The following is a 26,842-nucleotide window of genomic DNA, read 5'->3' on the forward strand; positions in this document are numbered from 1 at the left end:
AAAAAGAGAATATCATTCTCCTACCACGGAGAGGACCGGGGAGGTGCCGGGCAGATGGCGCCCGTTCTTCGGCGGCGCCGGCAGCGGCAGCGCCGTCGTGGATTTCACCTTTTCCATGGCGAAGCGGGAGGTGACGTTCTTGAGCGGCAGCACCGCGATGAGGTGCTTGTAGAAGCTGTCATAGGCCTGCATGTCGGCGACGACGACCCGCAGCATGTAGTCCACGTCGCCCGCCATCCGGTAGAACTCCAGCACCTCCGGCATGGCCGAGACGGTTGCGGCGAAGCGCTGCAGCCAGTCCTGGGAATGGTCGGCGGTCTCGATGGAGACGAACACGGTCAGCCCGAGGCCGAGCTTCACCGGATCGAGCACCGCCACCCGCCGGTCGATGACCCCGTCGGCCTCCAGCTTCTGGATCCGCTTCCAGCACGGGGTCTGCGACAGGCCCACGCGTTCGCCGATCGCCGCGATGGAGAGCGTCGCGTCGGTCTGCAGCAGGGCGAGAATCTTCAGATCGATCGCGTCCAAAGCTGTCTCCGTGGGTTTCCGCCGCGCGCGGGGCGCGGGCGCATATAGGAGGCTACCGGTCTCGGTGAGAAGAATCTTTTACCTCGGGACCAGGTTGCCCGCGCCGATTGCTGTGCGCAACCGCACGCCGAACCGCCGGCCCGACACCGTCAAGCGCGCCGGGGCGCCTTGACTTCGTTCGGTATAGCGAACATTTCCGCCCTTCGACAACAGGCATGGCGCAGGCCGTGGCCTTTCCACCCACCACGCGAACCCCGGGACATGGCGCGATGACCCGTCCGGACCGACAGACGGCCGAAGCCCTCGCGGAGCGGCTGTCCGGGCTCGACCTTCCAGGCCGCCTCCACCTGATCGCCGCCGAGATCCCCGGCCGCCTCGTCTTCACGACGAGCCTGGGCGTCGAGGATCAGGCGCTCACCCACGCCCTGGCCATGGCGGGTCTGGCGAAGGGGCGCGTCGAGATCGTCACCCTCGATACCGGCCGCCTCTTCGCCGAGACCTACGACACCTGGACCGAGACCGAAGCGGCCTACGGCATCCGGATCGCCGCCTATGCGCCCGAGCGCGCGGCCGCGGAGGCGTTCGTTCGGGACGAAGGCATCAACGGCTTCCGGCGCTCGGTGGCCGCCCGGCAGGCCTGCTGCGGCTTCCGCAAGGTCGAGCCGCTGGGCCGGGCGCTCGAAGGCGCGAGCGGCTGGCTCACGGGCCTGCGGGCCGGCCAGTCCGCCAACCGCGCCGAGACGCCGCTGGCCGAGTTCGACCCCGCCCGCGGCCTGATCAAGCTGAACCCCCTGGCCGATTGGTCCCGGGCGCAGGTCGACAGCTTCGTGCGCGACAATTTCGTGCCCTACAACGTCCTGCACGACCGGGGCTTCCCGTCGATCGGCTGCGCCCCCTGCACCCGGGCCGTGAAGCTCGGCGAGCCCGAGCGCGCCGGCCGCTGGTGGTGGGAGCAGGAGGAGAAGAAGGAATGCGGCCTGCATGTCGGACGCCCCGGGGCGTCGGTGCAGCCCGGCCAGGAGGCCGCCGTTTTCGAGACTCCTTTAAAGACTAACCAAGATCATTCAGCCCGCCAGCCGGAGTTCGCCCGATGAGCGCCGCCCTCGCCGCCACCGTGCCGCCGAGCGCCCCTGCGTCCGCACAGACCTCTGCCGACCGCCTCAGCCACCTCAAGCGGCTTGAGGCCGAGGCCATCCACATCTTCCGGGAGACGGTCGCCGAGACCGAGAACCCGGTGATGCTCTACTCGATCGGCAAGGATTCCTCGGTGCTGCTGCACCTCGCCCTCAAGGCCTTCGCGCCCGGGCGGCTGCCGTTCCCGCTGCTCCACGTCGACACCACGTGGAAGTTCCGCGAGATGATCGCCTTCCGCGACGCCCGCGCCAAGGAACTCGGCCTCGACCTCCTGATCCACACGAACCCGGACGGGCTCGCCCGCGGCATCGGACCGGTGAGCCACGGCTCCGAGGTCCACACCGACGTGATGAAGACGCAGGCCCTGCGGCAGGCCCTCGACAAGCACAAGTTCGATGCGGCCTTCGGCGGCGCCCGCCGCGACGAGGAGGCGAGCCGCGCCAAGGAGCGGATCATCTCCCTGCGCACCGCACAGCACCGATGGGACCCGAAGCGCCAGCGCGCCGAGCCCTGGCACCTCTACAATCTCAAGAAGAAGCGGGGCGAATCCCTGCGGGTCTTCCCGCTGTCGAACTGGACCGAGCTCGACATCTGGCTCTACATCGAGCAGGAAAACATTCCGATCGTGCCGCTCTACTTCGCCAAGGAGCGGCCCGTGGTGGAGCGCGACGGGCAGCTGATCATGGTCGACGACGACCGGCTGCCGCTGGCGCCCGGCGAAACCCCGCAGCAGCGGCTCGTCCGCTTCCGCACGCTCGGCTGCTACCCGCTCACCGGCGCGGTGGAGAGCGACGCCGCGACGCTCCCCGAGATCATCGGCGAGACGCTCGCCGCCCGCACCTCGGAGCGCCAGGGCCGGGTGATCGACAAGGACGGGGCCGGCGCCATGGAGCGCAAGAAGCAGGAGGGCTATTTCTGATGACGGTGCACCAGGCTCCCACGGCCTTCGCCGATCGCGCCTCCGGCTACGCGGCCTTCCTCACGGCCCACCGCAGCAAGGCGGTGCTGCGCTTCATCGCCTGCGGCTCGGTGGATGACGGCAAGTCGACCCTGATCGGGCGGCTCCTGCACGACACCAAGCAGATCTTCGACGACCAGATCTCGGCCCTCCAGCGCGATTCGCGCAAGCACGGGACGCAGGGGCAGGAGGTGGATCTCGCGCTGCTGGTGGACGGCCTCCAGGCCGAGCGCGAGCAGGGCATCACGATCGACGTCGCCTACCGGTTCTTCTCCACCGACAAGCGCTCGTTCATCGTGGCCGACACGCCCGGCCACGAGCAGTACACCCGCAACATGGCCACCGGCGCCTCGACGGCGGACGTGGCGGTGATCCTGGTCGATGCCCGCCAGGGCCTGACCCGCCAGACCCGGCGCCACGCGCTGCTGGTCTCGAATCTCGGGATCCGCCGGGTCGTGCTGGCGGTGAACAAGATGGATCTCGCCGGCTGGGCGCAGGGCACCTTCGACGGCATCGTCGCGGGCTTCTCCGACTTCGCCCGGGATCTGAACTTCGCCGAGGTCAAGGCGATCCCGCTCTCGGCCAAGAACGGCGACAACGTCGTGGAGCCGGGCATCGCGGCGCCCTGGTACACGGGCGGCCCCCTGCTCGCCTACCTGGAGACCGTGCCGGTCCGCGCCGAGGCGCTGAACGCGCCGTTCCGCATGGCGGTGCAGTGGGTCAACCGGCCCAATTCCGAGTTCCGCGGCTACAGCGGCCGGATCGCCAGCGGCCGGGTGCGCCCGGGCGATTCCGTGACGGTCCAGCCCTCCGGCCGGACCTCGACCGTGGCGCGGATCTACACCGCCGACGGCGACCTGCCCGAAGCCGGCGAGGACGAGTCGGTCACCCTGGTGCTGGCCGACCAGATCGACGCCTCCCGCGGTCAGGTGATCGTGGCCACCGACGCACCGATGCGGGTCACCGAGACCCTCGACGCCCGCCTGTTCTGGGCGGCCGAGACCGATCTCAGCCCGGGTGCCAGCCTGTTCGCCAAGATCGGCACCGCCACGGTCACCGCGACCGTGGAGCGGATCATCTCGCGCATCGATCCCGAGACCGGCAGGCCCGGCCCGGCCGAGCGCCTGTCGGCCAACGACATCGCCGACGTGGCCCTGCGCCTCGACCGGGCGGTGGCGGTCGACGCCTACGCGGAGAACCGCGAGACCGGCAGCCTGATCCTGATCGACCGCGAGACCACCGACACGGCGGCGCTCGGGCTGGTCCTGGCGCCGAAGACGGAAGCGGCCAAGCCGGCGACGCCCGATGCGAAACCTGCGGAAGGCGGCGGCTTCCTCGCCCGTCTCGGTCGCCTGTTCGGGCGCTGAGGACGGCCGGGCGCGCGACTGGTTTCAGGATCGGGCGCGGGTCCCCTCTCCCGTGCGGGAGAGGGACAGGGTGAGGGATCAGGTCTGTCCGGAGAGGGCTCGACCTGACTGCGCGGCAAGGACGGGCTCGATCCTGTGGCGTCTCGTCCCTCACCCCAACCCTCTCCCGCACGGGAAAGGGGGCCGGTCGCTTGCCGCGCCCGTGTAGGCGCAGCGGACCGGGCCGTCGCGCAACGCGATCAGACCAGCTTGAACCGCAGCGCCCCGAGCCCTTCCAGCTCCGAGACCACCTCGTCGCCGGGCTTCAGCCACGCCCGGTCCTTGCGCGGAGTCTTCTCGCCGAAGATCACCCCCTGCGGCGTGCCCGTGTAGAAGATGTCTCCCGGCTTGATCGTCATCACCTTGGACGCGAAGCTGATCAGCTGGCGGCAGTTGAAGATCATGTCGTTGGTGCTCCAGTCCTGGCGCACCTGGCCGTTGACCAGCGTCTTGAGCTTGAGGTTGTTCGGGTCCTTCACCCGGTCGGCGGTCACCAAGTAGGGGCCGAGCGGCGCGAACCCGTCCGAGGTCTTGCCGATCATGAATTGCGAGGTCAGCGTCTGGAGATCCCGGGCGCTGAAATCGTTGCCCGTGCAGTAGCCGGCGAGATAGTCGAGGGCGTCCGCCTCGGACACGTTCCGGCACTCGCGGCCGAACACCATCACCAGCTCGGTCTCGTAGTCGAATTCCCGCGCCGCCTGGGTCGGCAGCGTGATCGTGCCGCCGTGGTGGTTCAGGGCGTTGTTGTACTTGTTGAACAGCGGCGGGTCCTTGGGGATCGGCGTGCCGGTCTCCTCCGCGTGGTGGCGGTAGTTGAAGCCCATCATGATGATCTTCTCGGGCCGCGTGACCACCGGCGCGTAGGCGATGCCGGATTCCGCCAGCATGAAGCGCCCGTCGGGGGCGGCCTCGACCGCGTCGATCAGCGCCCGCAGCGCCGGGCCGCGCCCGTTCTGGAGAAGGTCGTCCATGTCGGTGGGAACCGGCATCCCGAGCGCCCGGCCGGCGGCTTCGACGTCGAGCACGCCGTCCCTGGTCTTCACGCCCAGGGCGTAGCCGTCGCCGCGGCGCATGTTGAGCAGGATCATGTCCCGGGGCATGCCGACGGGCGGCGGCGCCGCCGGCGCGGTGTTGGGCGCGGTCTTCGGAGCCGCCGTGCGCTCCTCGGCGGCCCGGGCCGGCGCCGCGGCGGCGGCGAGGCCCGCGGCCGTGGCGGTCAGGAATTCGCGTCGGTTGCCCATGCTGCCTCTCCTCCGGTCGGCCCGTCTGGTCGCGGGCGTGATCCGGGCGGGAGCCTGCACGGCCGGCGGCGGCGCCGCCAGGACCCCGCGGCGGGGGCCGGTGACGGCTCAGGCCGCCTGTGAGGCGGCGCCGAGCCCCCAGGCCTGCGCCAGCAGCGCGTAGGATTCGTGCCGGGCGGCTTGGTCGGGGATCGCCGTGACGACCATCAGCTCGTCGGCCTGCGTGCGCTGGACCATGTCGGCGAGCCGGGCCCGCAGGGTCTCGGGGCCGCCCACGTGCAGGCGGTCTCGGCCGCGCGCGATCTGCATCCGCTCGGCGTCGGAATACGGGTAGGCCAGCGCCTCGGCGAGGCTCGGCAGCGGCCGGTACTCGCCCCGCTCCCGCCGCAGCGTCGCCAGCCGCGCGCTGGAGGCCAGCCGCTCGGCCTCCGCATCCGTGGGGGCGCAGATCGCCGCCACCGCCAGGATCGCGTGGGGCTTCGCGCCGAGCCGCGTCGGCTGGAACCGGTTCCGGTAATCCAGCATCGGCGGCTCCGCGGGCATCCCGGAGAAGTGCTGCGCGAAGCCGAAGCCGCAGCCGATCTCGGCGGCGAGGCGAGCGCTGTAATCGGAGGAGCCGAGCAGGAAGATCGGCGGCAGCGGCACCCCCGCGGGGCTCGCCTCGATCCGCGCGAACGGATGCCCCTCCGGGAAGCCGCCGTCCCAGAACAGGAGCTCCTGCAGGCGGTCGAGGAAATCGTCCCCGCCGCCCTCCCCCGGCGCCTCCCGGCGGCGCAGCGCCCGGGCGGTGAGGCCGTCGGTGCCGGGCGCGCGCCCGAGACCCAGATCGATCCGGCCCGGGAACAGCGCCTCCAGCACCCGGAAGCGCTCGGCCACCATCAGCGGCGCGTGGTTCGGAAGCATGATCCCGCCCGAGCCGACCCGGAGGTTGCGGGTCTCGGCGGCGATCTGGCCGATCATGATCTCGGGGGCGGGGCTCGCCACGTTGGGCAGGGCGTGGTGCTCGGCGAGCCAGTAGCGCCGGTAGCCGAGGCCGTCGACGTGGCGGGCGAGCGCCAGGGTGTCGTGCAGGGCCTGCGCCGGGGTCGAATCGGCGCCGACGAAGGAGAGGTCGAGGACGGAGAGCGGAGTCATGGACAGGATCTGGTAACGACGATCCCGCAAAGCGAGAGCGGCCGCGCAGGCGAGACCTGCGCCGCGCGCCCGAAGCGAGATCCGGCTTCGTGCCGCGCACCGCCTTGCCGGCTCAGCGTCCCGGGCCTAGGGTCCGCCGCGCCGCAAAAAGGGGCGGCGAACGGGCATTCCTCGCCCACGCAATCCGGAGCACCGCACGCCATGGCTCTCCTCGCCGACGTCCTCTCGCGGGTGAAGCCGTCCGCGACCATCGTGATGACCCAGAAGGCCCGGGACCTGAAGGCCTCCGGCGTCGACGTCATCAGCCTGTCGGTGGGCGAGCCCGACTTCGACACGCCCGAGCACATCAAGCAGGCCGCCATCGCGGCGATCCACCGGAACGAGACCCGCTACCCGCCGGTCTCCGGCATCGTGCCCCTGCGCGAGGCGATCGTGCGCAAGTTCAAGCGCGAGAACGGGCTCGACTACAAGGTCTCGCAGACCATCGTGGGCACGGGCGGCAAGCAGGTGCTGTACAACGCCTTCCTCGCCACCCTGAACCCCGGCGACGAGGTGGTGATCCCCCGCCCCTACTGGGTGTCCTACCCGGAGATGGTCGGCCTGTGCGGCGGCACGCCGGTCTTCGCCGACACCGACATGGCCAACGGCTTCAAGCTCCAGCCCGAGGAGCTCGACCGGGTCCTGACGCCGAAGACCAAGTGGATCGTCCTCAACTCGCCCTCGAACCCGTCTGGGGCCGCCTATTCCCGCGCCGAGATGAAGGCGCTGACCGACGTGCTGCTCCGCTATCCGGACGTGCACATCCTCACCGACGACATCTACGAGCACCTGACCTACGGCGATTTCGAATTCGTCACCCCGGCCCAGGTCGAGCCGCAGCTCGTCGAGCGGACGCTGACCATGAACGGCGTCTCGAAGGGCTACGCCATGACCGGCTGGCGCATCGGCTACGCGGCCGGGCCGGAGACGCTCATCAAGGCGATGGATTTCGTCCAGGGCCAGCAGACCTCCGGCGCCAGCACGATCGCGCAATGGGCCGCGGTCGCTGCCCTCGACGGCCCTCAGGATCACCTCGCCACGTTCCGGGCAGCCTTCCAGGGCCGGCGCGACCTCGTCGTGTCGATGCTCAACCAGACCAACGGCCTGACCTGCCCGACGCCCGAGGGCGCGTTCTACGTCTACCCGTCCTGCGCGGCGCTGATCGGCAAGAAGACGGAGGCCGGCAAGACCATCGAGACCGACGAGGACTTCGTCATGGAGCTGCTCCAGGCCGAGGGCGTGGCCGCGGTGCATGGCTCGGCCTTCGGGCTCGGCCCGAACCTGCGCATCTCCTACGCGACGTCGAACGCGGTGCTGGAGGAGGCCTGCCGGCGTATCCAGCGCTTCTGCGGCTCGCTGCGGTAGGGGCCCTCCGGGCGATCCTTCCCGGGCGCGGACCCCGGTCCGCGCTCGGCGTGACGGGGCTCGCGCCCGCGCTCTTGCCCGCGCTCTCGGGGGCGCCCTCCGGTCGGCCGCGGGGCCCGCTGATACGCTTCGCCGCGGCCGCGGCGGCGCACGGATCGCCGCGCGGGCCACCGAAACGGTCCCGCCTCTGTTGCCGGCTCGGCTGTCACCCTCTACACGGGCTGTCCCCAGCGGCCGATGCGCCTGAAGGTTTCGCGAGCCCGCTCGGGCCTGCATGGCAGCGGGGTCGGCAGTGACGGGGCGGTCCGGACCAGTTCTCTGGACCGTTCCTGTGAGGCTCAGTGGGCCGAGTCGCTGCAGGAGTGTCGGGAGCGCGGGGAACAGGAACCGCGGGTTCGGCGCAAGGCCCACAAGATTCCCCGTCGACCGAGCGCCGGAGCCGTCCCGACGCCGCGATCTGACCCGTTCCGGGACAGGGCCGAACGCGACGGTTGCGGCTTCGTTCACGCTCCCGCGCGATGATGCGTCCGGGCCGGGGATCCGGTTCCGCGTAACCGCGTTCTCTCGGGCCTGACGACCATGCGAGCCCTGCTCACCAGCGGCATCAAGGCGATCCTCGGCATCGCCGCGCTCTCCACCGCCGCCCACTGGACCTTGCGCGTGCAGCGCGAGTCCGCCGCGCCCGCCACCGCGACGGCGCGCCCGGCCGAACCGACCGTGACCGGCTCCATCGAGCCGCGCCGGGTCGAGCGGGCCGCCGCGCTGGTCCCCGCCTCGGTGCCGGCCCCTGCGGCGGCGGTTCCGGTGGCGGCCGCGCGCGCCGCTCCGGGGCTCGACCAGTCGCATCTGGCTGCCCTGATCGCCGGCGCCACGCCGCCCAAGCCGAAGCTCGCCAAGACCGCGACCAAGACGGCCTCCGCCGAGAAGACGGCCTCCGCCGAGAAGGCCGCGGTGAAGCGCTGAGCTCCGCCCCGGCCCGGGCGATCGTGCGGGCTGCATGGTTCCCCTGCGCGCCGGCGGATACCGGCGAAGCGCCGGGCGTGGCAGTGAACCGGCCTCTACCGAGATGGGTCAGGCATGAGCACGCAGGTCGCGACCTCCGTCCCCGATGACATCGGCGCGCCGCGCGCCGCTCCGGAGGTCGACCTCGCCGGCCGCCGACGGATCGTCGGCATCGCCCTGATGTGCGGGGCCGTCGCCTTCTTCGCCAGCCTCGATGCCTGCGGCAAGACCCTGGCGCGGGCCGGCGTCGACCCGCTGGTCACCACCTTCATGCGCTACGCGGCCAGCGTCGCCATGATCTCCCTGTTCATCAACCCGGTGCGCACGCCGGGCGTAGTGAAGAGCCGGCGGCTGCCGTTGCAGATCGTCCGCTCGCTGCTGCTCTTCGCTTCCACGGCCCTGAACTTCCTGGCCCTGCGCTACCTGCAACTCGCCGAGACGATCTCGATCCAGTTCGCCGCGCCGCTCACCGTGGCGCTGCTCGCCGGGCCGCTGCTCGGCGAGTGGTCGTCGCGGGCGCGGCTCACGGCGATCGGCGTCGGCTTCCTGGGGGTGCTGGTGATCGTGCGCCCGGGCGTGGGCGGGATGCATCCGGCCGCGCTGCTGTGCGTCGCCAACGTCGTGGTCTACGCCTTCTACGCGATCATCACGCGCAAGCTCGCGGCCTACGATTCGACCGCCACGACCATGTTCTACACGGGGCTCGCGGGCCTCGCGCTGATGGCCCCGCTCCTGCCCTGGATCTGGACGAGCCCGGCGAGCCTGACCCACTGGGCCCTGCTGTTCGGGGTCGCGCTGTTCGGGACGCTGGGCCACTGGCTGCTGGTGATGGCCCATGCCCGGGCCCCGGCCAACGTGCTGGCACCGTTCATCTACACGCAGCTGCTCTGGTCGGTGACGCTGGGCTTCCTGCTGTTCGGCGACGTTCCGAGCCGCTGGACCGTGGCGGGCGCCATGATCGTCGTCGGCTCGGGCCTGTATCTCCTGGCGCAGGAGACGATCCGCCGGGACACGCGTCCGGCCGCCTGAGGCGGCCGGACGGTCCGGTGACGGATCGGGTCAGCGGCCCATGCGCTCCTGGCGCTCCATCCGCTCCTCGCGGCGGTTCTCGCGCGCACGCCGGGCCGGATCCGGATCGGTGCCGAGCACGCCGCCGACCGTGCCGGTGGCCGCGCCCACCGCGCCACCGACGACCCCGCCCACAGGACCGGCCGCAGCCGCGCCATCCTCGGCACCCCGCTGGGCGCCGCGGGCCGTGCCCTGGGCCTGCGCGGCGCCGGCAAAGGCGAGGGGCGCGAGGGCGAGGGTCGTAATCAGTAGCTTCTTCATGGGTCTGCTCCGGTCATACGGTCTGGGAGTCTCCGCGCCGCCTCGGGGCGCGGAGGATGTGCCTGTTCAACGGTTCAGGCGCCGATTGGTCCCATCCGCGGTCACGGGCGCGTGATCCGCGCTGCCGCTGGCCTCGGGCCGGAGCGGCTGATAGAGAACGGGTCATGCACGCTTCGCGCGCCCTGCGCGGCTTCGGCCGCCCGATCCGAATTACCGGCCCGGCCTCCGCCTGAGGGCCCGCTTCGGCGCGGCCGCGCGGAGGTCCGGGATCCTCCTGCCGCCTGACCCGATTCCGCCGGCCTTTCGCCGGCCCGACCGCCGATGCGAGATCCGATGACGACCCCCGAGACCGCGCCCGCCCGCGACTATTCCAAGACCCTGTTCCTGCCGCAGACCGAGTTCCCGATGCGCGCCGGCCTGCCGGTGCGCGAGCCGCTGTTCATCGAGCGCTGGAAGCGGATGGACCTCTACGGGAAGCTGCGCGCCGGCGGCCAGGGCCGGCCGAAATTCGTGCTCCACGACGGCCCGCCCTACGCCAACGGCAACATCCACATCGGCACGGCGCTCAACAAGATCCTCAAGGACGTGGTGGTCCGTTCGCAGACCGCCCTCGGCTTCGACGCCAACTACGTCCCGGGCTGGGACTGCCACGGCCTGCCGATCGAGTGGAAGATCGAGGAGCAGTACCGCGCCAAGGGCCGCAACAAGGACGACGTGCCGGTGATCGAGTTCCGGCAGGAATGCCGGACTTTCGCGGCCCACTGGCTCGACGTGCAGCGCGAGGAGTTCAAGCGGCTCGGCGTCACCGGCGACTGGGACCATCCCTACGCGACCATGGCGTACCCGGCCGAGGCGGTGATCGCCGACGAGCTGATGAAGTTCTCGATGAGCGGCCAGCTCTATCGCGGCTCGAAGCCCGTGATGTGGTCGGTGGTGGAGAAGACCGCGCTGGCCGAGGCGGAGGTCGAGTACGAGGAGCACGTCAGCGACACGATTTTCTGTGCTTTTCCGATCCGGTCCGGCGCCGAGGGTGATCTCGCGCGGGCCCGGGTGGTGATCTGGACGACCACGCCCTGGACGATCCCGGGCAACCGCGCGGTCGCCTACTCCAAGAAGATCGCCTACGGGCTGTATCGGGTCACCGAGGCGCCGGCCGACAACTGGGCGACCCCCGGCCAGACCTATGTCCTCGCCGACAGCCTGGCCGCGACCGTGTTCAAGGCCGCCCGCGTCGAGGCGTTCGCGCGCGTCGGCGACGTGAGCCCGGCGATGCTCGCCGCCCTCACCCTGGACCATCCCCTGGCCCAGCGCGGCTACGGCTTCGCGGTGCCGATGCTCGACGGCGACCACGTCACGGACGAGTCCGGCACGGGTTTCGTCCACACGGCGCCGAGCCACGGCCGCGAGGATTTCGAGCTCTGGATGGCGAGCGGCCGGTCGCTGCTCGAGCGCGGCATCGACACGACCATCCCCTACACGGTGGATGCGGACGGCGTGCTCACGGAGGCCGCCCCGGGCTTCACCGGCACCCGCGTGCTCACCGCCAAGGGCGAGAAGGGCGACGCCAACAAGGCGGTCATCGCCGCGCTGACCGAGGCCGGGGCGCTGATCGCCCGCGGGGTGCTGCGCCACCAATACCCGCATTCCTGGCGCTCCAAGAAGCCGGTGATCTTCCGCAACACGCCGCAATGGTTCATCGCCATGGACCGGCCGGTGGATTTGCTCGGCGACCGGACGCTCCGGGAAGTGGCCCTTCAGGGCATCGACGACACCCAGTGGGTGCCGGCCCAGGGGAAGAACCGCATCACCGGCATGGTCGCCAACCGGCCGGACTGGGTGGTCTCGCGCCAGCGCGCCTGGGGCGTGCCGATCACCGTGTTCGTTCACCGGGAGACGGCCGAGATCCTGAAGGACGAGCGCGTCAACGCCCGCATCCGCGACGCCTTCGCGGCCGAGGGCGCCGACGCGTGGTTCCAGGACGACGCCGCCCAGCGCTTCCTGGCGCCGGACCACGACCCGGCCGCCTACGACAAGGTCACCGACGTCCTCGACGTCTGGTTCGATTCGGGCTCGACCCACGCCTTCGTGCTGGACGATCCGGAGGCCTTCCCGGGCCTGGCCGGAGTGACGCGCGTCCGCGACGGCGGCCAGGACCGGGTCATGTACCTGGAGGGGTCGGACCAGCACCGCGGCTGGTTCCAGTCCTCGCTGCTCGAATCCGCCGGGACCCGCGGCCGGGCGCCCTACGACATCGTCCTGACCCACGGCTTCGTGCTCGACGGCAAGGGCCTGAAGATGTCGAAGTCCAAGGGCAACGTCGTCGCGCCGCAGAGCGTCATCAAGGATTCGGGGGCCGACATCCTGCGCCTGTGGGTTGCCGCCTCCGACTACACCGACGACCTGCGCATCGGACCGGAGATCATCAAGACCTTCGCGGAGACCTACCGGAAGCTGCGCAACTCCCTGCGGTGGATGCTGGGCTCGCTGGCCCACCGGGTTCAGGGCGACGACGTGGCCTACGCGGACATGCCGGAGCTGGAGCGGTTGATCCTGCACCGGCTCGCCGAGCTCGACGGCGAGATCCGCGAGGCCTACGCGGCCTTCGACACCAAGCGGGTGGTGGCGCTGCTCAACGGCTTCATGACCGGCGACCTGTCGTCCTTCTACTTCGATGTCCGCAAGGATGCCCTGTACTGCGATCCGATCTCCTCGGTCCGCCGCCGGGCGTCGCTGCAGGTGATCGACGAGGCCTTCCGGCGGGTGGCGATCTGGCTCGCCCCGGTGCTCGCCTTCACGGCCGAGGAGGCGTGGCTCGACCGCTACCCGTCCGAGGACGGATCGGTGCATCTCCAGACGCTGCCGGAGACCCCGGCCGCGTGGCTCGACGCCGCCCTCGCGGAGCGCTGGCACAAGATCCGGCGGGTGCGGCGGGTGGTGACCGGCGCCCTGGAGATCGAGCGCGCGGCGAAGCGCATCGGCGCGAGCCTGGAGGCGGCCCCGCACGTCTACGTGGCGGATCCCGAGTTGCTCGCCGCGCTCGAGGGCTGCGACTTCGCCGACACCTGCATCACCTCCGACATCACGGTGACGGCGGGCGAGGGGCCGGCCGACGCCTTCCGCCTCGACGAGATCCGCGGCGTCGCCGTGGTGCCGAGCCCGGCCGAGGGGCGCAAATGCGCCCGCTCCTGGCGGGTGAGCCCCAGCGTTGGCAGCGATCCGGACTATCCGGACGTGACCCCCCGCGACGCCCGGGCCCTGCGCGAGTGGGACGCGGCGCATCCGGAGGCGAGCGCGGCGTGAAGAGGCGCGCGACGGTGCTCTCCCTCTCCTCCCTGCGGGGGAGAGTGGCCCTCGCGTCCGCGAGGGTCGGCAGAGGGGCGCCCGGCTTCCGGTCGCGGCGCGACCGTCTTGAAGCCCACAGCCTTTCTCTGCGCCGTCGCTCCCCTCTCTCCCGCTGCTGCGCAGGGTACCCTCCCCCGCAGAGGGGAGAGGGCGATGCGCCCGCACGGCATGGGTCGCGGGGTCGGCGCCCGTGACCCCCTTCCGCGCCGGCCTTCTGGCCCTCCTCCTCACCCTGGTCCTCGACCAGGCCTCCAAGCTCGGCCTCTATTTCGGCACCGACCTCGTGCTGACCCAGCCCTGGCGGCTGGCGCCGTTCGTCGACTTCGTCGTGGTCTGGAACCGGGGCGTCTCCTACGGCCTGTTCCAGCAGGAGGGCGGGATCGGGCGCTGGCTCCTCGTGGTCCTGTCGCTCGCCGCCGCGATCGGCCTCGGGATCTGGATGCGCCGGGCCGGCTCGCGGCTCCTCGGCGTCGCCCTGGGGCTCATCGTCGGCGGGGCGCTCGGCAACGCCATCGACCGGGCCGCCTACGGGGCGGTGTTTGACTTCGTCCACCTGCATGCCGGCGGCTGGTCCTGGTACGTGTTCAACGTCGCCGATGCGGCGATCGTGGCCGGCGTGATCGGCCTGATCCTCGACAGCCTGTCCCCGGACAGCCGCAAGGAGCGGCCGCTTCCGTCGCAGGGCGACCCCGCTCCGCGCCTGTGATCCGCGCAACACACAGGTCCACCTGCATGCCTGCCCTGGCGCAACGTGGCCAAGGCGCCATACGATCGCCGGAAACCGGTCTCAGGCCGGAACCCGTCGGATCAGGCCGCGCCGCGGTCATCCCAGAGCCGGACGCTCCGTCCGGAACCCGTGAGGCAGCATGACCGGGCATAGCAGGCTTCGTCCCCTCCTCTCCGCCGCGGTCGTCCTGGCCCCGCTCTGCGCCGGCACCGCGCAGGCGCAGGAGCGCGGCGAATTCATGCGCGACGCGCTGTCGGGCATCGGCCTCTTGGAGAAGCGCCAGGATCCGATCGACTATCACGAGCGCCCGCCGCTGGTGATGCCGCCCAAGATCGACGGCAAGGCCCTGCCCCAGCCCCGGGCGCGTTCCACCAGCACCGCGTGGCCGAAGGATCCCGAGATCGTGGAGCGCGAGCGCGCCGCCGTGGAGCGGCGTAATCCCAGGGGCGCCCAGGCCCAGGGCCGCTACGACGACAACAACGCGACGCTCTCCGTGGATGAGATGCGCGGCGGCCGCCGCGCCGGGGCGGGCCTCACGACCACGGCCGAGCGGAAGCCCGGCGACAACAACCGCGACGACAGCCTGCTCAGCCCCTTCGAGCTCCTGAAGGGCAAGAGCGCCAATGCCGAGCCGTCCGACATCGAGCCGAGCCGCGACACGCTCACGGATCCGCCGACCGGATACCGCCAGTCGCCCAAGAAGCTGGCCCGCCCGCCGTCGAGCGACCCGATCAACAACGCCAGCCGCGAACGCGAAGAGGCGGATCCCGGCGCGTATCTCCGGAAGCGCGCGCAGCAGTGACGGGGGCGCCGTGTCGCCGTTGCAACGACGACGCGGCATGGCAACATGAGATGATCGTCCCGGTACGGCTCTTGCCCACCGGAGACCAGGACGGCCCCGAACCACGAACGCGTCCTGTCGTGGAACGCTTCGATCTGGGGCCGGCAGAAGGAAAGCGGAATGCACCTGTTCAGGAAGGCGACGCCCCACCTCTTCCCGCTGCGTCCGGGTTCGTCCTTCGGCGGCAGCGCCGGCCGGGGCGAGGCCGCGCCGTTCGGGCGTTCCGAGGCGGGCGGACCGGAAGTGACGGCCTTCACCCTCGACAACGGCCTCGACGTGGTGGTCGTCCCCGACCACCGGGCCCCCGTCGCCACCCACATGATCTGGTACCGCAACGGCTCGGCCGATGATCCCCTCGGCCAGTCGGGCATCGCCCACTTCCTCGAGCACCTGATGTTCAAGGGCACCGAGAAACACCCCGTCGGGGCCTTCTCCAAGGCGGTGTCGGGCCTGGGCGGCCAGGAGAACGCCTTCACCAGCTACGACTACACGGCCTATTTCCAGCGGGTCGCCCGGGATCATCTCGGCACCATGATGGCGTTCGAGGCGGACCGGATGAGCGGCCTCGTCCTCGACGATGCCGTCGTGGCGCCCGAGCGCGACGTGGTGCTGGAGGAGCGCCGCATGCGGGTCGAGACCGACCCCTCCGCGCAGCTCTCCGAGGCGATGGCCGCCGGCCTGTTCGTGCACCATCCCTACGGCATCCCGATCATCGGCTGGATGCACGAGATCGAGGGCCTGAACCGCGAGCATGCGCTCGCCTACTACAAGCGCTTCTACACCCCCGAGAACGCCATCCTGGTGGTCGCGGGCGACGTCACCCCGGACGAGGTGCGTCGCCTCGCCGAGGACACCTACGGCCGCGTGACGCCCCAGGGCGCCCGGCCGGAGCGCCTGCGTGCGCGGGAGCCGGAGCCGAAGGCGCTGCGCCGCGTCGCCGTGGCCGACCCGAAGGTGGAGCAGCCGACCCTGCAGCGGCTCTACCTCACGCCCTCCTGCATCACCGCCCGCGACGGCGGCTGCCACGACCTGGAACTCCTCGCCGAGGTGCTGGGCGGCGGCTCGACCTCCTACCTCTACCGCAAGCTGGTCATGGAGAGCGGCCTCGCGGTGAATGCCGGCGCCTGGTACATGGGCTCGGCGATCGACGACACCCGCTTCTCCGTCTACGCGGTGCCCGCCGAGGGCGTGCCGCTGGAGAAGCTGGAGGAGGCCGTCGACAAGGTGCTGCGCCGCGCGCCCGCCGAGGCCCTGGACGCCGAGGCGATCGAGCGGGCCAAGACCCGCCTCGTGGCCGAGACCGTGTACTCCTCCGACAGCCAGTCGTCGCTGGCGCGCATCTACGGGTCTGCGCTCGCGATCGGCGAGACCATCGAGGAGGTCCGCCGCTGGCCGACCGATATCGAGGGGGTGACGCAGGACCGCCTCAAGACCGCCGCCGAGCGCTGGCTGACGCCGGCCCGCTCGGTGACCGGTTACCTGACCAAGGCGCAGGATCCGGACGCCCCGGTCGCGATGGCCGCCGAGTAGCCCCGGGCGCGTCCCGCCCGGCCCTCGGAGGGCCGGCACGGGGCGTGTGCCGAACGGGAGCCTTGGCCCGCTCCGCCGTCGCCCGAGAAAGAGACAAGAGGTTCCCATGAGCTTGGCCGAGACTCTGGTCGAGACCGCCGCCCCCGCCGCCACGTCGCCCACGACGGCGCTGCCGGTGACGACCGCCCCCGGCATCGAGGCGTGGCACGTCGAATCGCCGGTGGTGCCGATGATCGCCCTCGCCTTCACCTTCGAGGGCGGCGCCGCGCAGGACCCGGCGGGCAAGGCCGGCTGCGCCCAGATGCTGGCGCGGCTCCTCGATGAAGGGGCGGGCGACCTCACCTCCGATCTGTTCCAGGAGCGGCTGGCCGCCCGGGCCATCGAACTGTCCTTCCATGCCGGCGCCGACGCGGTCGGCGGCTCGCTGAAGATGCTGGTCAAGCATGCCGACGAGGGCATCGCCCTCCTCGCCCTGGCGCTGGCCAAGCCCCGCTTCGATCCGGACGCGATCGAGCGGGTTCGGGCCCAGATCATCGCCGGCCTGCGCTACCAGCAGAACGATCCGGGCGTCCTGGCCTCGCGGCGCTTCTTCAAGGAGGCCTTCGCCGGCCACCCCTACGCTCGACCCTCCTCCGGCACCGTGGAGAGCGTCGCGGCGATCACCCGCGAGGACCTGCTGGAGATGCATGCCCGCATCATCGGGCGCGGCCGGGTCAAGGTCGCGGCCGTCGGCGCCATCGGGGCGGAGCAACTCGCCGAGGGTCTGAACCGCGCCTTCGGGGCGCTCCCCGAGGCCGGGGCGCTGAAGGCGGTCCCGCGGACCGAGGTCCAGGATCTCGGCCGCCGCATCGTCGTCGACCTCGACGTGCCCCAGTCGGTGATCCGGTTCGGCATGGCCGGCGTGCCCTGGCGGGACCCGGATTTCATCCCGGCCTACGTGCTGAACCACATCCTCGGGGGCGGCGCCTTCACGTCCCGCCTGTTCCAGGAGGTGCGCGAGAAGCGCGGGCTGGCCTACTCGGTGGGGACCTCCCTGGTCAGCCACCGGTCCGCCGCGATGACCTGGGGCTACACCGCCACCAAGAACGAGCGCGTCGGCGAGGCGCTGTCGGTGATCGGCGACGAGATCGGCCGGCTCATCACCGACGGGCCGGACGACGACGAATTGCAGAAGGCCAAGGACTACCTCACCGGCTCCTACGCCCTGGGCTTCGACACCTCGACCAAGATCGCCCACCAGCTGGTGCAGATCGCCTTCGAGGAGCTCGGCATGGACTACATCGCCCGCCGCAACGCCATGGTCTCGGCCGTGACCCAGGCGGATATCCGCCGGGCCGCCGTCCGCACCTTCGCGGACGGCAAGATGCTGGTGGTCGCCGCCGGCCGTCCGGTCGGGCTCTGAGCTTTCGGAGCGGACCATCGAGGCGGTCGACCGCGAGGCCGTCCGCTCCAACCCTTCATCCTGGAGGCTGAACGATCGTCGATCGTTCAGCCTCGCAGGTGCTGTCCAGGGCCCGCACGGCTGGCTGGAAGACCTGTCCCAGTCCCCGCGCACGGCGTCGGCATCTCCGGACCGGATTGCGCCCGGACGAGGCGCCTTCCGACGCGATGTCGATCGGCCCGGAAGCCTCGGTGCTCGCAGTGCCGGCGGGGATCCCTACCTGAGACGCATCGGCGTCAACCCCCGGATCGACATGCACCTCACCGGCCTCCATCACCTCACGGCGGTGACCGCCCGCGCGGCCGAGAACGTCGCCTTCTACACCGGGACGCTGGGCCTGCGCCTCGTCAAGAAGACGGTGAATCAGGATGACGTCTCGGCCTACCACCTGTTCTACGCGGACGGGCTGGCGAGCCCCGGCACGGACATCACCTTCTTCGACTGGCCGGCGCCCCCGGAGCGGCGGGGCTCCAACAGCATCACCCGCACGCATCTGCGTGTGCCCGGCGAAGGCGCAGTGGCCTGGTGGCACGCCCGGCTGCGCGAGGCCGGGTTCGTCGAGGCCGAGCCCGCCCTGCGCGACGGGCGCCTCACCCTCGACTTCGAGGATCCGGAGGGTCAGCGCCTCGCCCTGGTCGATGACGGCGGGACCGGGCCGGAGCATCCCTGGGACGGCTCGCCGGTGCCGGCGCCCTACCAGATCCGCGGCCTCGGCCCGATCCGGCTCTCGGTGCCGGACCCGGCCCGCACCGCCGCGGTGCTGACCGAGGTGCTCGGCATGCGTCGGGACCGCGTCTTCGAGACGGGCGACGGGCCGGTGGCGGTCTACGCCATGGGGCCCGGCGGCCCGGCCGCGGAGGTCCAGCTCCTGGCCGATCGGTCCGCGCCGGCCCGCCAGGGCGCGGGCGCGGTTCACCACGTCGCCTTCCGCATCCCGGATGCGGATTACGGCGGCTGGGCCGACCGGCTCAAGGCCGCCCGGGTTCCGACCAGCGGGCCGGTGGACCGCTACTACTTCCGCAGCCTCTACTTCCGCGAGCCCAACGGCATCCTGTTCGAGATCGCCACGGATGGGCCCGGCTTCACCGCGGACGAGCCGCTGGAGACCCTGGGCGACCGCCTCGCCCTGCCGCCCTTCCTTGAGCCGCGCCGGGCCGAGATCGAGGCGGGATTGAAGCCGCTCCACCCCGGAACCGCCGGCTGATCGCGCCGCGCGAGGCCCGGCGGGCGGCAACCCTCCCATGTCCGGAGCGGTGCTGCAGACCTTCCGCGAAGACGCTAAATATTCGAACGATTCCAGGCCGTTCACTTCTTTCGCGAGTGTGATCCCGGCGCGCCTTGACGGGCGTGCTGCAACTGCGAAAGAAGCAGCGCGCGTGTGTCATCCGGATCCGGGCGGGCTCTCTCGTCGAGGATCCACCCCCGCCCGAGCGGGGCGGCGGGGATCCGCCGAACCACGGCCCCCGAATCGTCGGGACCGTGAGCCGAGCATCAGAGGATTCGAGGGCTGATCCGTCGATGAGCAAGTTCTACGAGGAGCGCGTCCTGTCGGTCCACCACTGGACCGACAATCTGTTCTCGTTCCGCACGACCCGCGACCCGGCGTTCCGGTTCCGCAACGGCGAGTTCACCATGATCGGCCTGGAGGTCGAGGGCCGGCCGCTGCTGCGCGCCTATTCCGTGGTCTCGGCCAATTACGAGGAGGAACTGGAGTTCTTCTCGATCAAGGTCCAGGACGGCCCGCTGACCTCGAAGCTCCAGCACCTCAAGGTCGGCGACCCGATCATCGTCGGCAAGAAGCCCACCGGCACCCTCGTGCTCGACAACCTCCTGCCGGGCAAGAACCTCTATCTGCTCGGCACCGGCACGGGGCTCGCGCCGTTCCTGTCGATCATCAAGGATCCGGAGGCTTACGAGCGCTTCGAGAAGGTCGTGCTGGTCCATGGCTGCCGGCAGGTGCAGGAACTCGCCTACGGCGAGACCATCACCGAGACGCTGCCCAAGCATGAATTCCTGGGGGAGATGATCTCGAACCAGCTGGTCTACTACCCGACCGTGACCCGCGAGCCGTTCCGCAATCGCGGCCGGATCACCGACCTCATGGTCTCGGGCAAGCTGTTCGAGGATATCGGCCTGCCGGACATGTCGATCGAGAACGACCGGTTCATGCTGTGCGGCAGCCCCGACATGATCCGCGACACGCGCGAGCTGCTCTCGGGCCGCGGCTACGAGGAGGGCAACCACGGCGAGGCCGGTCACTACGTGATCGAGAAGGCGTTCGTGGAGAAGTAGCCCGCCGCGCAGGTCGGTTTCGGGTTCAGCCCGGTGCGGTCCGCCGCGCCGGGCTTTTCTGTGCCGGCCCGTCCCCGGATCCGGTCGCGGGGGCGGGGCGCAGGATCGCCCCGTATCCCTCCTGATCGTCGCCGACGAAGCGGATGCCCGCCCCTTCGAGGACCGTGCGGATCGCCGCGAGGGTCCGGTTGCGGGGCTGGACCTGTTCGCTCTCGATCATGTTCAGGGTGACGACGGAGACCGCGGCGCGGCTCGCGAGAACCCCTTGCGTCCATTTGAGAAGTCCGCGGCCGGCGCGGATCTGGGCGGCAGTGATCATGGCTCCGGCATCGCCCGAACTGAAAGAATTTTCAAGTTTCCGGTTGACGCAGGTCGAGCGCGGCCGTATCCACCCCGCCATCGGCCTGCCGGGCCGGTGATCCGAGGTTATCGCACCCTTGGGACGTCCGCGGCCGGCGAGCCGCGGGGGTGAAACGCCCAGTCCGCCTCGATCGGACATGACCGGCAGGCCCCTGACATTCACCGGCGCGGGCCGGAGACGCTCGGTTATCCCTGTCACGGATCCCCCCGAGCCTCATCGACACGCCCGCGTCACCCGCAGCCCCGTTCGGACGGAGCCTGGCATGAAACAGCACGACGGAATCGGCGTCGCGGCGTTCGCCCGTCCCGGGCTGATGCGACCGTTACGGTCGTATCGCGGGGCTCTCGGCCCGAGAGGCTGAGCGCGTCCGGGCGGAGCCCGGCGCCGCCGACGCGGTTCCCACGCGCGTCTCGAGGACCCTGCGGGCCGGCAGGGGACGGTTATCATCGGTAGAGCGCCGCTGGCTTGTCCCGCGGAGGTTGCGGGTTCGATCCCCGCCGGGGGCCGCGAGGTCGCCGGAGCTCATGCCCGTCCCCGACACCACGACCGCAGGGCCCCGCGAGACGACCGTGGAGCCGACCGTGCGCGGATCCCGACCGACGATGCGGGCCGGAGAGGAACGGTTATCCTGACGCAGGAGGAGGTCGCGGGTTCGAATCCCGCCGGGCCGCGAGGCCCGTAGCTCAGCCCGGATAGAGCGCCCAGACACCGTTCCTCACGCCACGACTGCATCGCCCGGACGCGGGCCGGAAGACGAAGGTTCTCGGGATCCGAGGGGTGCGGGTGCAAGTCCCGCCGGGCCGTCAGGCCCGTCGCTCAAGCAGAGCATCGGACAAGCCCTTCGTCGCCGCCACGCCCGCAGCCGGACGGAAACCCGCCCCCGACGACACGAGAGACCGGCCGCCCGGCAGCGGCGGAGGACGATGCGCTGCGGCCGCGTCCCCCGCCCGTCCGCGCGCGCCGAAACGCGCCACCGGCCGGCGATCGGCCGCGATGGAGAGAGGAGAGACAGAGAGGAGCCCGCCATGACGAAGCTTGCACAGATGTTCCGGCTCCGAGCCACCCCGCAGGCGGAGCCGATCCCCGGCACGGTGCCGAATGCCGCCGGGGGCCACGCCTTCGCGGTCGGCGACTGGGCGCGGTTCGACCGCTTCCTGGTGCTCGGCTCCGAGGGCGGCTCGTACTACGCGAGCCCGCGCGCCCTGACCGCCGAGAACGCGGCTTCCGTGCAGCGGTGCATCGCGCAGGACGGCGCCCGCGCGGTCGCCGCCATCGTGGCGGTGAGCGAGGGCGGCCGGGCTCCGAAGCAGGATCCGGCGATCTTCGCCCTGGCGCTGGCGGCCGCTTCGGCGGATCTGGCGACCCGGCGCGCGGCGCTCGCGGCCCTGCCCCGGGTCTGCCGCACCGGCACGCACCTGTTCCAGTTCGCCGCGTCCGTCGAGGCGATGCGCGGCTGGGGCCGGGGCCTGCGCCGGGCCGTCGGCGGCTGGTACTGCGCCAAGCCCGTGGAGGCCCTGGCCTTCCAGGCGGTGAAGTACCGGGCCCGTCAGGGCTGGTCGCACCGCGACCTGCTGCGGCTGGCCCATCCGGAGACGGAGGAGCCCGCCCGGAAGGCGCTGTTCGACTGGATCTGCCGCGGCACCGTGACCGAGGCCGCCCCCGGGATCGTCCACGCCTTCGCGCAGGTGCAGACGGAGGGCATCGACGGGGCGGTGGCCGCCGCCCTGGTGCGCTCGCACGGCCTGCCGTGGGAGGCGCTGCCGACCGGGCTGATGGGCAGCCGCGCGGTGAACGAGGCCCTGATCGAGCGGATGCCGGTCGGAGCCCTCGTGCGCCAGCTCGGCCGCCTGACGGCCGCGGGGGTACTCGCGCCCTTCTCGGAGGGCACCGAGCATGTCCGGTCGGTCCTGTCGGACCGGGAGCGCATCCTCCGGGCGCGCCTCCACCCGATGGCGCTGCTGCTCGCTCTCAAGACCTACGCCTCCGGGCGCGGTCAGCGGGGCACGCTCGCCTGGGAGCCGGTGGCCGCGATCGTCGAGGCGCTGAACGCCGCGTTCTACACGGCGTTCAGCGCGGTGGAGCCCACGGGCCGGCGCCTCGTGCTGGCGCTGGACGTCTCGGGTTCGATGGGCGCCAGCACGGTCGCGGGCTCGACGCTCACGGCCCGGGAGGCGGCCGCCGCGATGGCGCTCGTCACCGCGGCGACCGAGGAGCACTGGCAGGTGCTCGGCTTCACCGACGGTCTGACGCCCCTGGCGATCGGCCCGTCGATGCGGCTCGATCGGGCGGTGCGGGCGACCGCCGACCTGCCGTTCGGCGCCACCGACTGCGCCCTGCCGATGCGCTGGGCGCTGGAGCGGGGCGTGAAGGCCGACGCGTTCGTGGTCTACACGGACTCGGAGACCTGGGCGGGGCCGGTCCACCCGGTCCAGGCCCTGCGGGCGTACCGGGAGAAGACCGGGATCCCGGCGAAGCTGGTGGTCGTGGGGCTGGTCTCCAACGGCTTCAGCATCGCCGACCCGGCGGATCCCGGCATGCTCGACGTGGTCGGCTTCGACGCGGCGGCGCCGGCCGTGATCGCGGAATTCATCCGCGCGTGAGACCGGGGCGGGCGGCTCTTCCGGGCTGCCCGCCCTATTGCTGCGGGACCCCCTGCATCCCGTCCGCGAAGGGGCCGCCGCCGGCGCTGAACAGCTTGCGCAGGAAGCCCGGGGCGATCGCCGAGAGCGGGTTCACGCTCACGTCCGGCGAGGCGAGCTTGCCGGAGACGCGGAAATTGACCGCGAACAGGCCCTCGTTGTGCCCGCCCCCGAGCAGCGGCCCGAGCAGGGGCAGCTGCGAGGCCACGTTGTTCAGGCCGTAGAGCGGCACGAAGGTGCCGGTCATGTCGGTGCGCTCGCGGCCGGTATCGAGCCAGCCCGACAGGGTGAAGCCCATGGCGGCGTTCGAGATCGCCGCGTCGCTGAAATCGACGCGGGTGCCGGTGCGCACGAAGTTTGCGCGCATGCGATCGAAGCTGACGTCGCCCGCCCCCCGGCCCGGGGCGACCCGGCGGCCGCGGGCCGTCTCCGTGTCGGTCGGCTCCGGGCCCTGCGCCATGATGCTCGACAGCGCCGGCTCGTTGCGCAGGATGAAGTCGCGGATCTGCACGACGCCGGATTGCGGACCGTCGTTGAGGCCGATCCCGGCATTGAGCCGGCCGCCATACATGCGCCGGTACACGTCGACGAACCGCAGCGTCGCGCCGGCATCGGCCGAGTCCACCGCGAGCGTCGGCACGCCGCGCTCGCCGCGGGTGACCGTGGCGGCGAAGGGCGCGGCGCGGAACCGCCCGGTGATGGTGGCGGCGCGCAGCGTCTTCCCGTGCAGGGCGAGCTTCAGGGTGGCGCCGGTCAGGGCCTCCTCGTTGAAGCCGGTGACGATGGGCACCTGGATGTCGGCATCGACATCCTTCGGGTTCGCGTCTTTCGCATCCCGGCCGCCCTTGGGATCGGGGGCGCCCAGGGATTTCAGGAACGGCCTTGCATCGACCACCGCGCCCCGGACCACGACCTTGTAGCCGCCGCCGGTCCGGTCGAGGCTCACGCGCAGGTCGTCGCCGGGGGAGAGCTTGACGTTGGTGAGATCCGCCCGCTCCAGGCCGCCCTCGGGCGTGATCGAGACGGTGCCGCGCGCGCTCGCGGGGGCCGCGTCGAGGGCGAAGTCGCGCAGGTCGAAGCTCTGGCCGCTGTCGACGAGGGTGAAGCTGAGCCGCCCCGGCTTGCCCGCGGGCTTCGTGAGCCCCGGGATCAGCCCGTCGATCCCGGCCTTGGCCAGATCCGCCTCGACCCGGATCGGTGGCTTGCCGGATCCCGGCCGGCCGATCGGCACCACCGCGCGGACCGGGATCGTGCCGGTGAGCTGCGGCGCGGTCGGCAGGCCCTTGCGGCCGCGGACCGCCTCGTCGAGCGAGACGTTGACCACCGCCTCGCCGGGCTGCCCGACCTTCGGCTGGCGCAGGTCGACCGACATGGGGGCGCCCGCGACCCGGCCGTCGCCCTTCAGCGTGAAGGCGCCCCGGTCGTAGGCGAGGTTGAACTTGCCCGACTCGAGCCTGTCTCGGCCCATCACCTTGTCGACCGAGAGGTCGGCGAGCGTGCCGATCAGCGTCACCGGCAGGTCCGGCAGGTCGGGGATGTGCTTGAGATCGAGGGGGAAGTCGACGCGCAGGTCGGCGCTGCCCTTGATCGTGGCGGGGTCGAGATCGACGCTCATCACGCTCTTGAACAGCTTGGCCTGAAGCACGGAGGCCATGCCGTCGGCGCCGCCGGAGAGCCGCATCCCGATCTGCGCCACGACCCGGTCCGGCGTGATCTGCGGGATGACGAAGCTGCCGTCCGTGATGGCGAGCCCGCGCCCGTCCGGCCCGTGGACCTCGGCGGTCACGTTGCGCACCGTGGTCGAGCGTCCGGTGATGACGCCGGTGACGTTGCCCTTGGTGACCGGCGGAGCGTCGGCGGTGACGTCGATGGCCGCGTCCGAGACGTGGAAGTCGATATGGACCGCGTCGTCCGGGGCCGGGTCGCCCCGGGTCGCGGCGGCCAGGACCGAGCCCGACATCTTCACCTTGATGTCGACGGAATCGACCCGGCCCCGGCGGAGCTGGTCCACCAGGTAGGTGCGGGCCGGCGGCGCGATGTGCTCCGGCCAGAGCCGCAGCCCGGTGCGGACCTCGCCGTCGTGGCCGGCGAGGTGGAGCGTCAGGCCGCCGTCGTCGGCGGTGGTGCCGATCGTGCCGGTGATCGAGCCCTTCACGCCGGGGCCCGACAGGGTGAGCGCGTCGATGGCGATCCCGCCGTCGCGGCCGGAGAGCTGCGCGTCCAGGGCGTCGATCTTCACCGGCGCGTCCTGCGGGGTCGCCCCGCGTAAGGTCGCGTCGCGGCTCGCGAGGGTCGCGGTCCAGGCCGTGCTCGCGTCGGCGGGGTTGCCCTTCCACGTCCCCGTGAGGTGCACGGCGTTGCCGGCCCCGCGATAATCCAGGCCGGTGAGCGACATGACCCGGTTGGCCTCGTCCCAGTCCAGGGACGCGTCGAGGCTCTCGACGGTGACGGGGTTGAAGTCCTTTTCCTCGATCAGGAACGTGCCGTCGCCGGTATGGAGCTTGGCGTTCATGGTCCGGATGCGGCCGGCCGTCAGGCTCACGTCGGCGCGAGCCGAGACCTTCAGGTCCGTGGTCAGAGGCATGCCGGACTGGCCCGAGAGCAGCAGGAGATCCGTGACCGGCAGGTCGTCGAGGGTGATGACGCCCGAGCGCTCCTGCCCGTCCGCGCCGTCGCGCAGCGTGCCGCCGAAGCGCCACTCGCCGTGCGGCCCGTCGAGCCGCAATTCGAAGTTTCGGGTCCCGTTGACCGGATCGCGCCCGAACAGGCCGTTGACCCGCGCGAAGACCGCGCGCTCGTGGCCGTCCTCGTCGATCAGCCGCAGGCGCGCGTCGGTGACGCGGGCGCGGTCGAGGGCGCCGACCACGCCGCCCGAATCGAGGACGACACCGAAGATCGACGCGATCGCGGCCGAGAGCGGCGAGACGGTGCCGCGCACCCCGTCCACGCTCGGCGGCGTGTGCGGCGCGATATCGACCGGGTGGTTGGCCTCCGAGGCCGCGAAGGCGATGGAGCCGTCCCGGTGCAGCAGCGCGGTGGTCTGCGTCTCGCGGAACTCGATCGAGCGCGGCTGCACGTTGAGCCGCAGGAGTCCCCAGAGGTCGAGGCTGACGAGCGCCAGGGGCGCACGGACCACGAGGTCGCCCTGCGGGTTGCGGATGTCGAGGCCGGAGAAGCGCAGGCTCAGGGCGTTCTCGCGGTCGAGCTCCAGGCTGCTGCCGCGCAGCCCGATGCTCCAGCCGGGCCCGATCCGCTCGGCCACGGCGGCGGCGACGCGGCGCGACAGGCCGTCGATCTGCAGCGGCCCGTTCGACAGGCGCAGGGCCACGAGGCCGACACCGGCGCCGAGGAGCAGCACCAGCGCGAGGGCGCTCACGAGGCAGAAGCCACCCACGCGCCGCGCCCGCCCCCGAGGCCTGCCTGCCGACGTTGTCTCGTCCGCCATCGGGACCCTTGTTCCGGGGGCTCTGCGCGCGGCACCTTCGGGCACCGCGGCCGGTGGATCGAAGCACGCCCGCGCTTTACAGCGGCGG

Annotated in this window: 20 protein-coding genes and 2 tRNA genes; 16 read left to right on the plus strand and 6 right to left on the minus strand. The window is 71.6% G+C overall.

The genetic code is table 11. The annotated features are described in order from the left end of the window. Positions 1 to 12: 12 nt before the first annotated feature. Complete coding sequence (locus BM396_RS01035) at positions 13 to 528, minus strand: Lrp/AsnC family transcriptional regulator (protein WP_043351854.1); 516 nt, start codon at positions 526 to 528, stop codon at positions 13 to 15. Positions 529 to 797: 269 nt separating this feature from the next. Between BM396_RS01035 and BM396_RS01040 the strand changes: the two genes are divergently transcribed. Genes BM396_RS01040 through cysN form a run of 3 tightly spaced genes read left to right on the plus strand, consistent with a single transcriptional unit; the run spans position 798 to position 3,987 of the window. After that, positions 798 to 1,622, plus strand: coding sequence for a phosphoadenylyl-sulfate reductase (locus tag BM396_RS01040; protein ID WP_043386876.1), 825 nt, complete (start codon positions 798 to 800; stop codon positions 1,620 to 1,622). Next, positions 1,619 to 2,581: a sulfate adenylyltransferase subunit CysD gene (cysD, locus tag BM396_RS01045; RefSeq protein ID WP_043351851.1), complete on the plus strand. Its 963-nt coding sequence runs from the start codon at positions 1,619 to 1,621 to the stop codon at positions 2,579 to 2,581. The genes BM396_RS01040 and cysD overlap by 4 nt, the downstream gene beginning before the upstream one ends. Then, the gene (gene cysN, locus BM396_RS01050; protein ID WP_043386873.1) at positions 2,581 to 3,987 is read left to right on the plus strand and encodes a sulfate adenylyltransferase subunit CysN; all 1,407 of its coding nucleotides are present in this window, start codon (positions 2,581 to 2,583) and stop codon (positions 3,985 to 3,987) included. Before cysD ends, cysN begins: the two co-directional genes overlap by 1 nt. A 239-nt stretch (positions 3,988 to 4,226) precedes the next feature. Here the strand turns inward: cysN and BM396_RS01055 are convergent, their stop codons facing one another. After that, positions 4,227 to 5,267, minus strand: coding sequence for a fumarylacetoacetate hydrolase family protein (locus BM396_RS01055; RefSeq protein WP_081948745.1), 1,041 nt, complete (start codon positions 5,265 to 5,267; stop codon positions 4,227 to 4,229). 108 nt (positions 5,268 to 5,375) lie between these two features. Next, positions 5,376 to 6,401, minus strand: a complete 1,026-nt coding sequence (locus BM396_RS01060; protein ID WP_043386869.1) for an LLM class flavin-dependent oxidoreductase — start codon at positions 6,399 to 6,401, stop codon at positions 5,376 to 5,378. A 201-nt stretch (positions 6,402 to 6,602) separates the two neighbouring features. On the opposite strand from BM396_RS01060, the gene BM396_RS01065 reads away from it, so the two are divergent. The 3 genes from BM396_RS01065 (at position 6,603) to BM396_RS01075 (ending at position 9,836) form a co-directional block, all read left to right on the plus strand. After that, positions 6,603 to 7,805, plus strand: a complete 1,203-nt coding sequence (locus BM396_RS01065) for a pyridoxal phosphate-dependent aminotransferase (RefSeq protein WP_043386866.1) — start codon at positions 6,603 to 6,605, stop codon at positions 7,803 to 7,805. A 579-nt stretch (positions 7,806 to 8,384) separates the two neighbouring features. After that, complete coding sequence (locus BM396_RS01070) at positions 8,385 to 8,768, plus strand: hypothetical protein (protein WP_043386864.1); 384 nt, start codon at positions 8,385 to 8,387, stop codon at positions 8,766 to 8,768. Between the two features lie 114 nt (positions 8,769 to 8,882). Continuing rightward, complete coding sequence (locus BM396_RS01075) at positions 8,883 to 9,836, plus strand: DMT family transporter (protein ID WP_043386862.1); 954 nt, start codon at positions 8,883 to 8,885, stop codon at positions 9,834 to 9,836. A 30-nt stretch (positions 9,837 to 9,866) separates the two neighbouring features. Here BM396_RS01075 and BM396_RS01080 read toward each other — a convergent pair whose 3' ends face one another. Beyond that, complete coding sequence (locus tag BM396_RS01080) at positions 9,867 to 10,136, minus strand: hypothetical protein (protein WP_043346930.1); 270 nt, start codon at positions 10,134 to 10,136, stop codon at positions 9,867 to 9,869. A gap of 333 nt (positions 10,137 to 10,469) precedes the next feature. On the opposite strand from BM396_RS01080, the gene ileS reads away from it, so the two are divergent. The 7 genes from ileS to BM396_RS01115 all read left to right on the plus strand — a co-directional run bounded on the left by ileS (position 10,470) and on the right by BM396_RS01115 (position 20,309). Next, on the plus strand, positions 10,470 to 13,436 hold the full coding sequence (ileS, locus tag BM396_RS01085; protein WP_043386859.1) for an isoleucine--tRNA ligase: 2,967 nt from the start codon (positions 10,470 to 10,472) through the stop codon (positions 13,434 to 13,436). A 232-nt stretch (positions 13,437 to 13,668) separates the two neighbouring features. After that, complete coding sequence (lspA, locus tag BM396_RS01090) at positions 13,669 to 14,184, plus strand: signal peptidase II (RefSeq protein ID WP_043386857.1); 516 nt, start codon at positions 13,669 to 13,671, stop codon at positions 14,182 to 14,184. Positions 14,185 to 14,344: 160 nt separating this feature from the next. Next, entirely contained in the window at positions 14,345 to 15,007 is a 663-nt protein-coding gene (locus tag BM396_RS01095; RefSeq protein ID WP_043346925.1) for a hypothetical protein, read from the plus strand. Between the two features lie 159 nt (positions 15,008 to 15,166). Next, on the plus strand, positions 15,167 to 16,576 hold the full coding sequence (locus tag BM396_RS01100; protein WP_043346924.1) for a M16 family metallopeptidase: 1,410 nt from the start codon (positions 15,167 to 15,169) through the stop codon (positions 16,574 to 16,576). Positions 16,577 to 16,682: 106 nt separating this feature from the next. Further along, a complete protein-coding gene (locus BM396_RS01105) occupies positions 16,683 to 17,978 on the plus strand; it encodes a M16 family metallopeptidase (protein WP_043386855.1) in 1,296 nt (431 codons plus the stop codon). A gap of 292 nt (positions 17,979 to 18,270) precedes the next feature. Then, positions 18,271 to 19,221 (plus strand): ring-cleaving dioxygenase, encoded by a 951-nt coding sequence (locus BM396_RS01110; RefSeq protein ID WP_043386853.1) that lies wholly within the window; start codon positions 18,271 to 18,273, stop codon positions 19,219 to 19,221. Positions 19,222 to 19,535: 314 nt separating this feature from the next. After that, positions 19,536 to 20,309 carry a ferredoxin--NADP reductase gene (locus BM396_RS01115; RefSeq protein ID WP_043386851.1) on the plus strand — a complete coding sequence of 258 codons (774 nt, stop codon included), beginning with the start codon at positions 19,536 to 19,538 and terminating at the stop codon, positions 20,307 to 20,309. Between the two features lie 25 nt (positions 20,310 to 20,334). On the opposite strand, the gene BM396_RS01120 is transcribed toward BM396_RS01115, so the two are convergent. Continuing rightward, positions 20,335 to 20,628, minus strand: a complete 294-nt coding sequence (locus tag BM396_RS01120) for a helix-turn-helix domain-containing protein (protein ID WP_043346915.1) — start codon at positions 20,626 to 20,628, stop codon at positions 20,335 to 20,337. A 646-nt stretch (positions 20,629 to 21,274) separates the two neighbouring features. Between BM396_RS01120 and BM396_RS32540 the strand changes: the two genes are divergently transcribed. The 3 genes from BM396_RS32540 to BM396_RS01125 all read left to right on the plus strand — a co-directional run bounded on the left by BM396_RS32540 (position 21,275) and on the right by BM396_RS01125 (position 23,270). Further along, positions 21,275 to 21,342: transfer RNA gene (locus tag BM396_RS32540), tRNA-Ser, on the plus strand. Beyond that, positions 21,343 to 21,474 (plus strand) — tRNA-OTHER (locus tag BM396_RS32545). 221 nt (positions 21,475 to 21,695) lie between these two features. Then, positions 21,696 to 23,270: a TROVE domain-containing protein gene (locus BM396_RS01125; protein WP_043386850.1), complete on the plus strand. Its 1,575-nt coding sequence runs from the start codon at positions 21,696 to 21,698 to the stop codon at positions 23,268 to 23,270. A gap of 34 nt (positions 23,271 to 23,304) precedes the next feature. On the opposite strand, the gene BM396_RS01130 is transcribed toward BM396_RS01125, so the two are convergent. Further along, positions 23,305 to 26,754: a DUF3971 domain-containing protein gene (locus BM396_RS01130; RefSeq protein ID WP_043386848.1), complete on the minus strand. Its 3,450-nt coding sequence runs from the start codon at positions 26,752 to 26,754 to the stop codon at positions 23,305 to 23,307. Positions 26,755 to 26,842 lie beyond the last annotated feature (88 nt).

Origin of the sequence: Methylobacterium sp. UNCCL125 (assembly GCF_900116795.1) — a bacterium.
GTDB lineage: Bacteria > Pseudomonadota > Alphaproteobacteria > Rhizobiales > Beijerinckiaceae > Methylobacterium > Methylobacterium fujisawaense.

Excerpts from the sequence above, each read along its gene's own strand:
- BM396_RS01040 (WP_043386876.1), top strand. The coding sequence starts at position 798 with ATGACCCGTCCGGACCGACAGACGGCCGAAGCCCTCGCGGAGCGGCTG.
- cysD (WP_043351851.1), top strand. The coding sequence starts at position 1,619 with ATGAGCGCCGCCCTCGCCGCCACCGTGCCGCCGAGCGCCCCTGCGTCC.
- cysN (WP_043386873.1), top strand. The coding sequence starts at position 2,581 with ATGACGGTGCACCAGGCTCCCACGGCCTTCGCCGATCGCGCCTCCGGC.
- BM396_RS01055 (WP_081948745.1), bottom strand. The coding sequence starts at position 5,267 with ATGGGCAACCGACGCGAATTCCTGACCGCCACGGCCGCGGGCCTCGCC.
- BM396_RS01060 (WP_043386869.1), bottom strand. The coding sequence starts at position 6,401 with ATGACTCCGCTCTCCGTCCTCGACCTCTCCTTCGTCGGCGCCGATTCG.
- BM396_RS01065 (WP_043386866.1), top strand. The coding sequence starts at position 6,603 with ATGGCTCTCCTCGCCGACGTCCTCTCGCGGGTGAAGCCGTCCGCGACC.
- BM396_RS01070 (WP_043386864.1), top strand. The coding sequence starts at position 8,385 with ATGCGAGCCCTGCTCACCAGCGGCATCAAGGCGATCCTCGGCATCGCC.
- BM396_RS01075 (WP_043386862.1), top strand. The coding sequence starts at position 8,883 with ATGAGCACGCAGGTCGCGACCTCCGTCCCCGATGACATCGGCGCGCCG.
- BM396_RS01080 (WP_043346930.1), bottom strand. The coding sequence starts at position 10,136 with ATGAAGAAGCTACTGATTACGACCCTCGCCCTCGCGCCCCTCGCCTTT.
- ileS (WP_043386859.1), top strand. The coding sequence starts at position 10,470 with ATGACGACCCCCGAGACCGCGCCCGCCCGCGACTATTCCAAGACCCTG.
- BM396_RS01095 (WP_043346925.1), top strand. The coding sequence starts at position 14,345 with ATGACCGGGCATAGCAGGCTTCGTCCCCTCCTCTCCGCCGCGGTCGTC.
- BM396_RS01100 (WP_043346924.1), top strand. The coding sequence starts at position 15,167 with ATGCACCTGTTCAGGAAGGCGACGCCCCACCTCTTCCCGCTGCGTCCG.
- BM396_RS01105 (WP_043386855.1), top strand. The coding sequence starts at position 16,683 with ATGAGCTTGGCCGAGACTCTGGTCGAGACCGCCGCCCCCGCCGCCACG.
- BM396_RS01110 (WP_043386853.1), top strand. The coding sequence starts at position 18,271 with ATGCACCTCACCGGCCTCCATCACCTCACGGCGGTGACCGCCCGCGCG.
- BM396_RS01115 (WP_043386851.1), top strand. The coding sequence starts at position 19,536 with ATGAGCAAGTTCTACGAGGAGCGCGTCCTGTCGGTCCACCACTGGACC.
- BM396_RS01120 (WP_043346915.1), bottom strand. The coding sequence starts at position 20,628 with ATGATCACTGCCGCCCAGATCCGCGCCGGCCGCGGACTTCTCAAATGG.
- BM396_RS01125 (WP_043386850.1), top strand. The coding sequence starts at position 21,696 with ATGACGAAGCTTGCACAGATGTTCCGGCTCCGAGCCACCCCGCAGGCG.
- BM396_RS01130 (WP_043386848.1), bottom strand. The coding sequence starts at position 26,754 with ATGGCGGACGAGACAACGTCGGCAGGCAGGCCTCGGGGGCGGGCGCGG.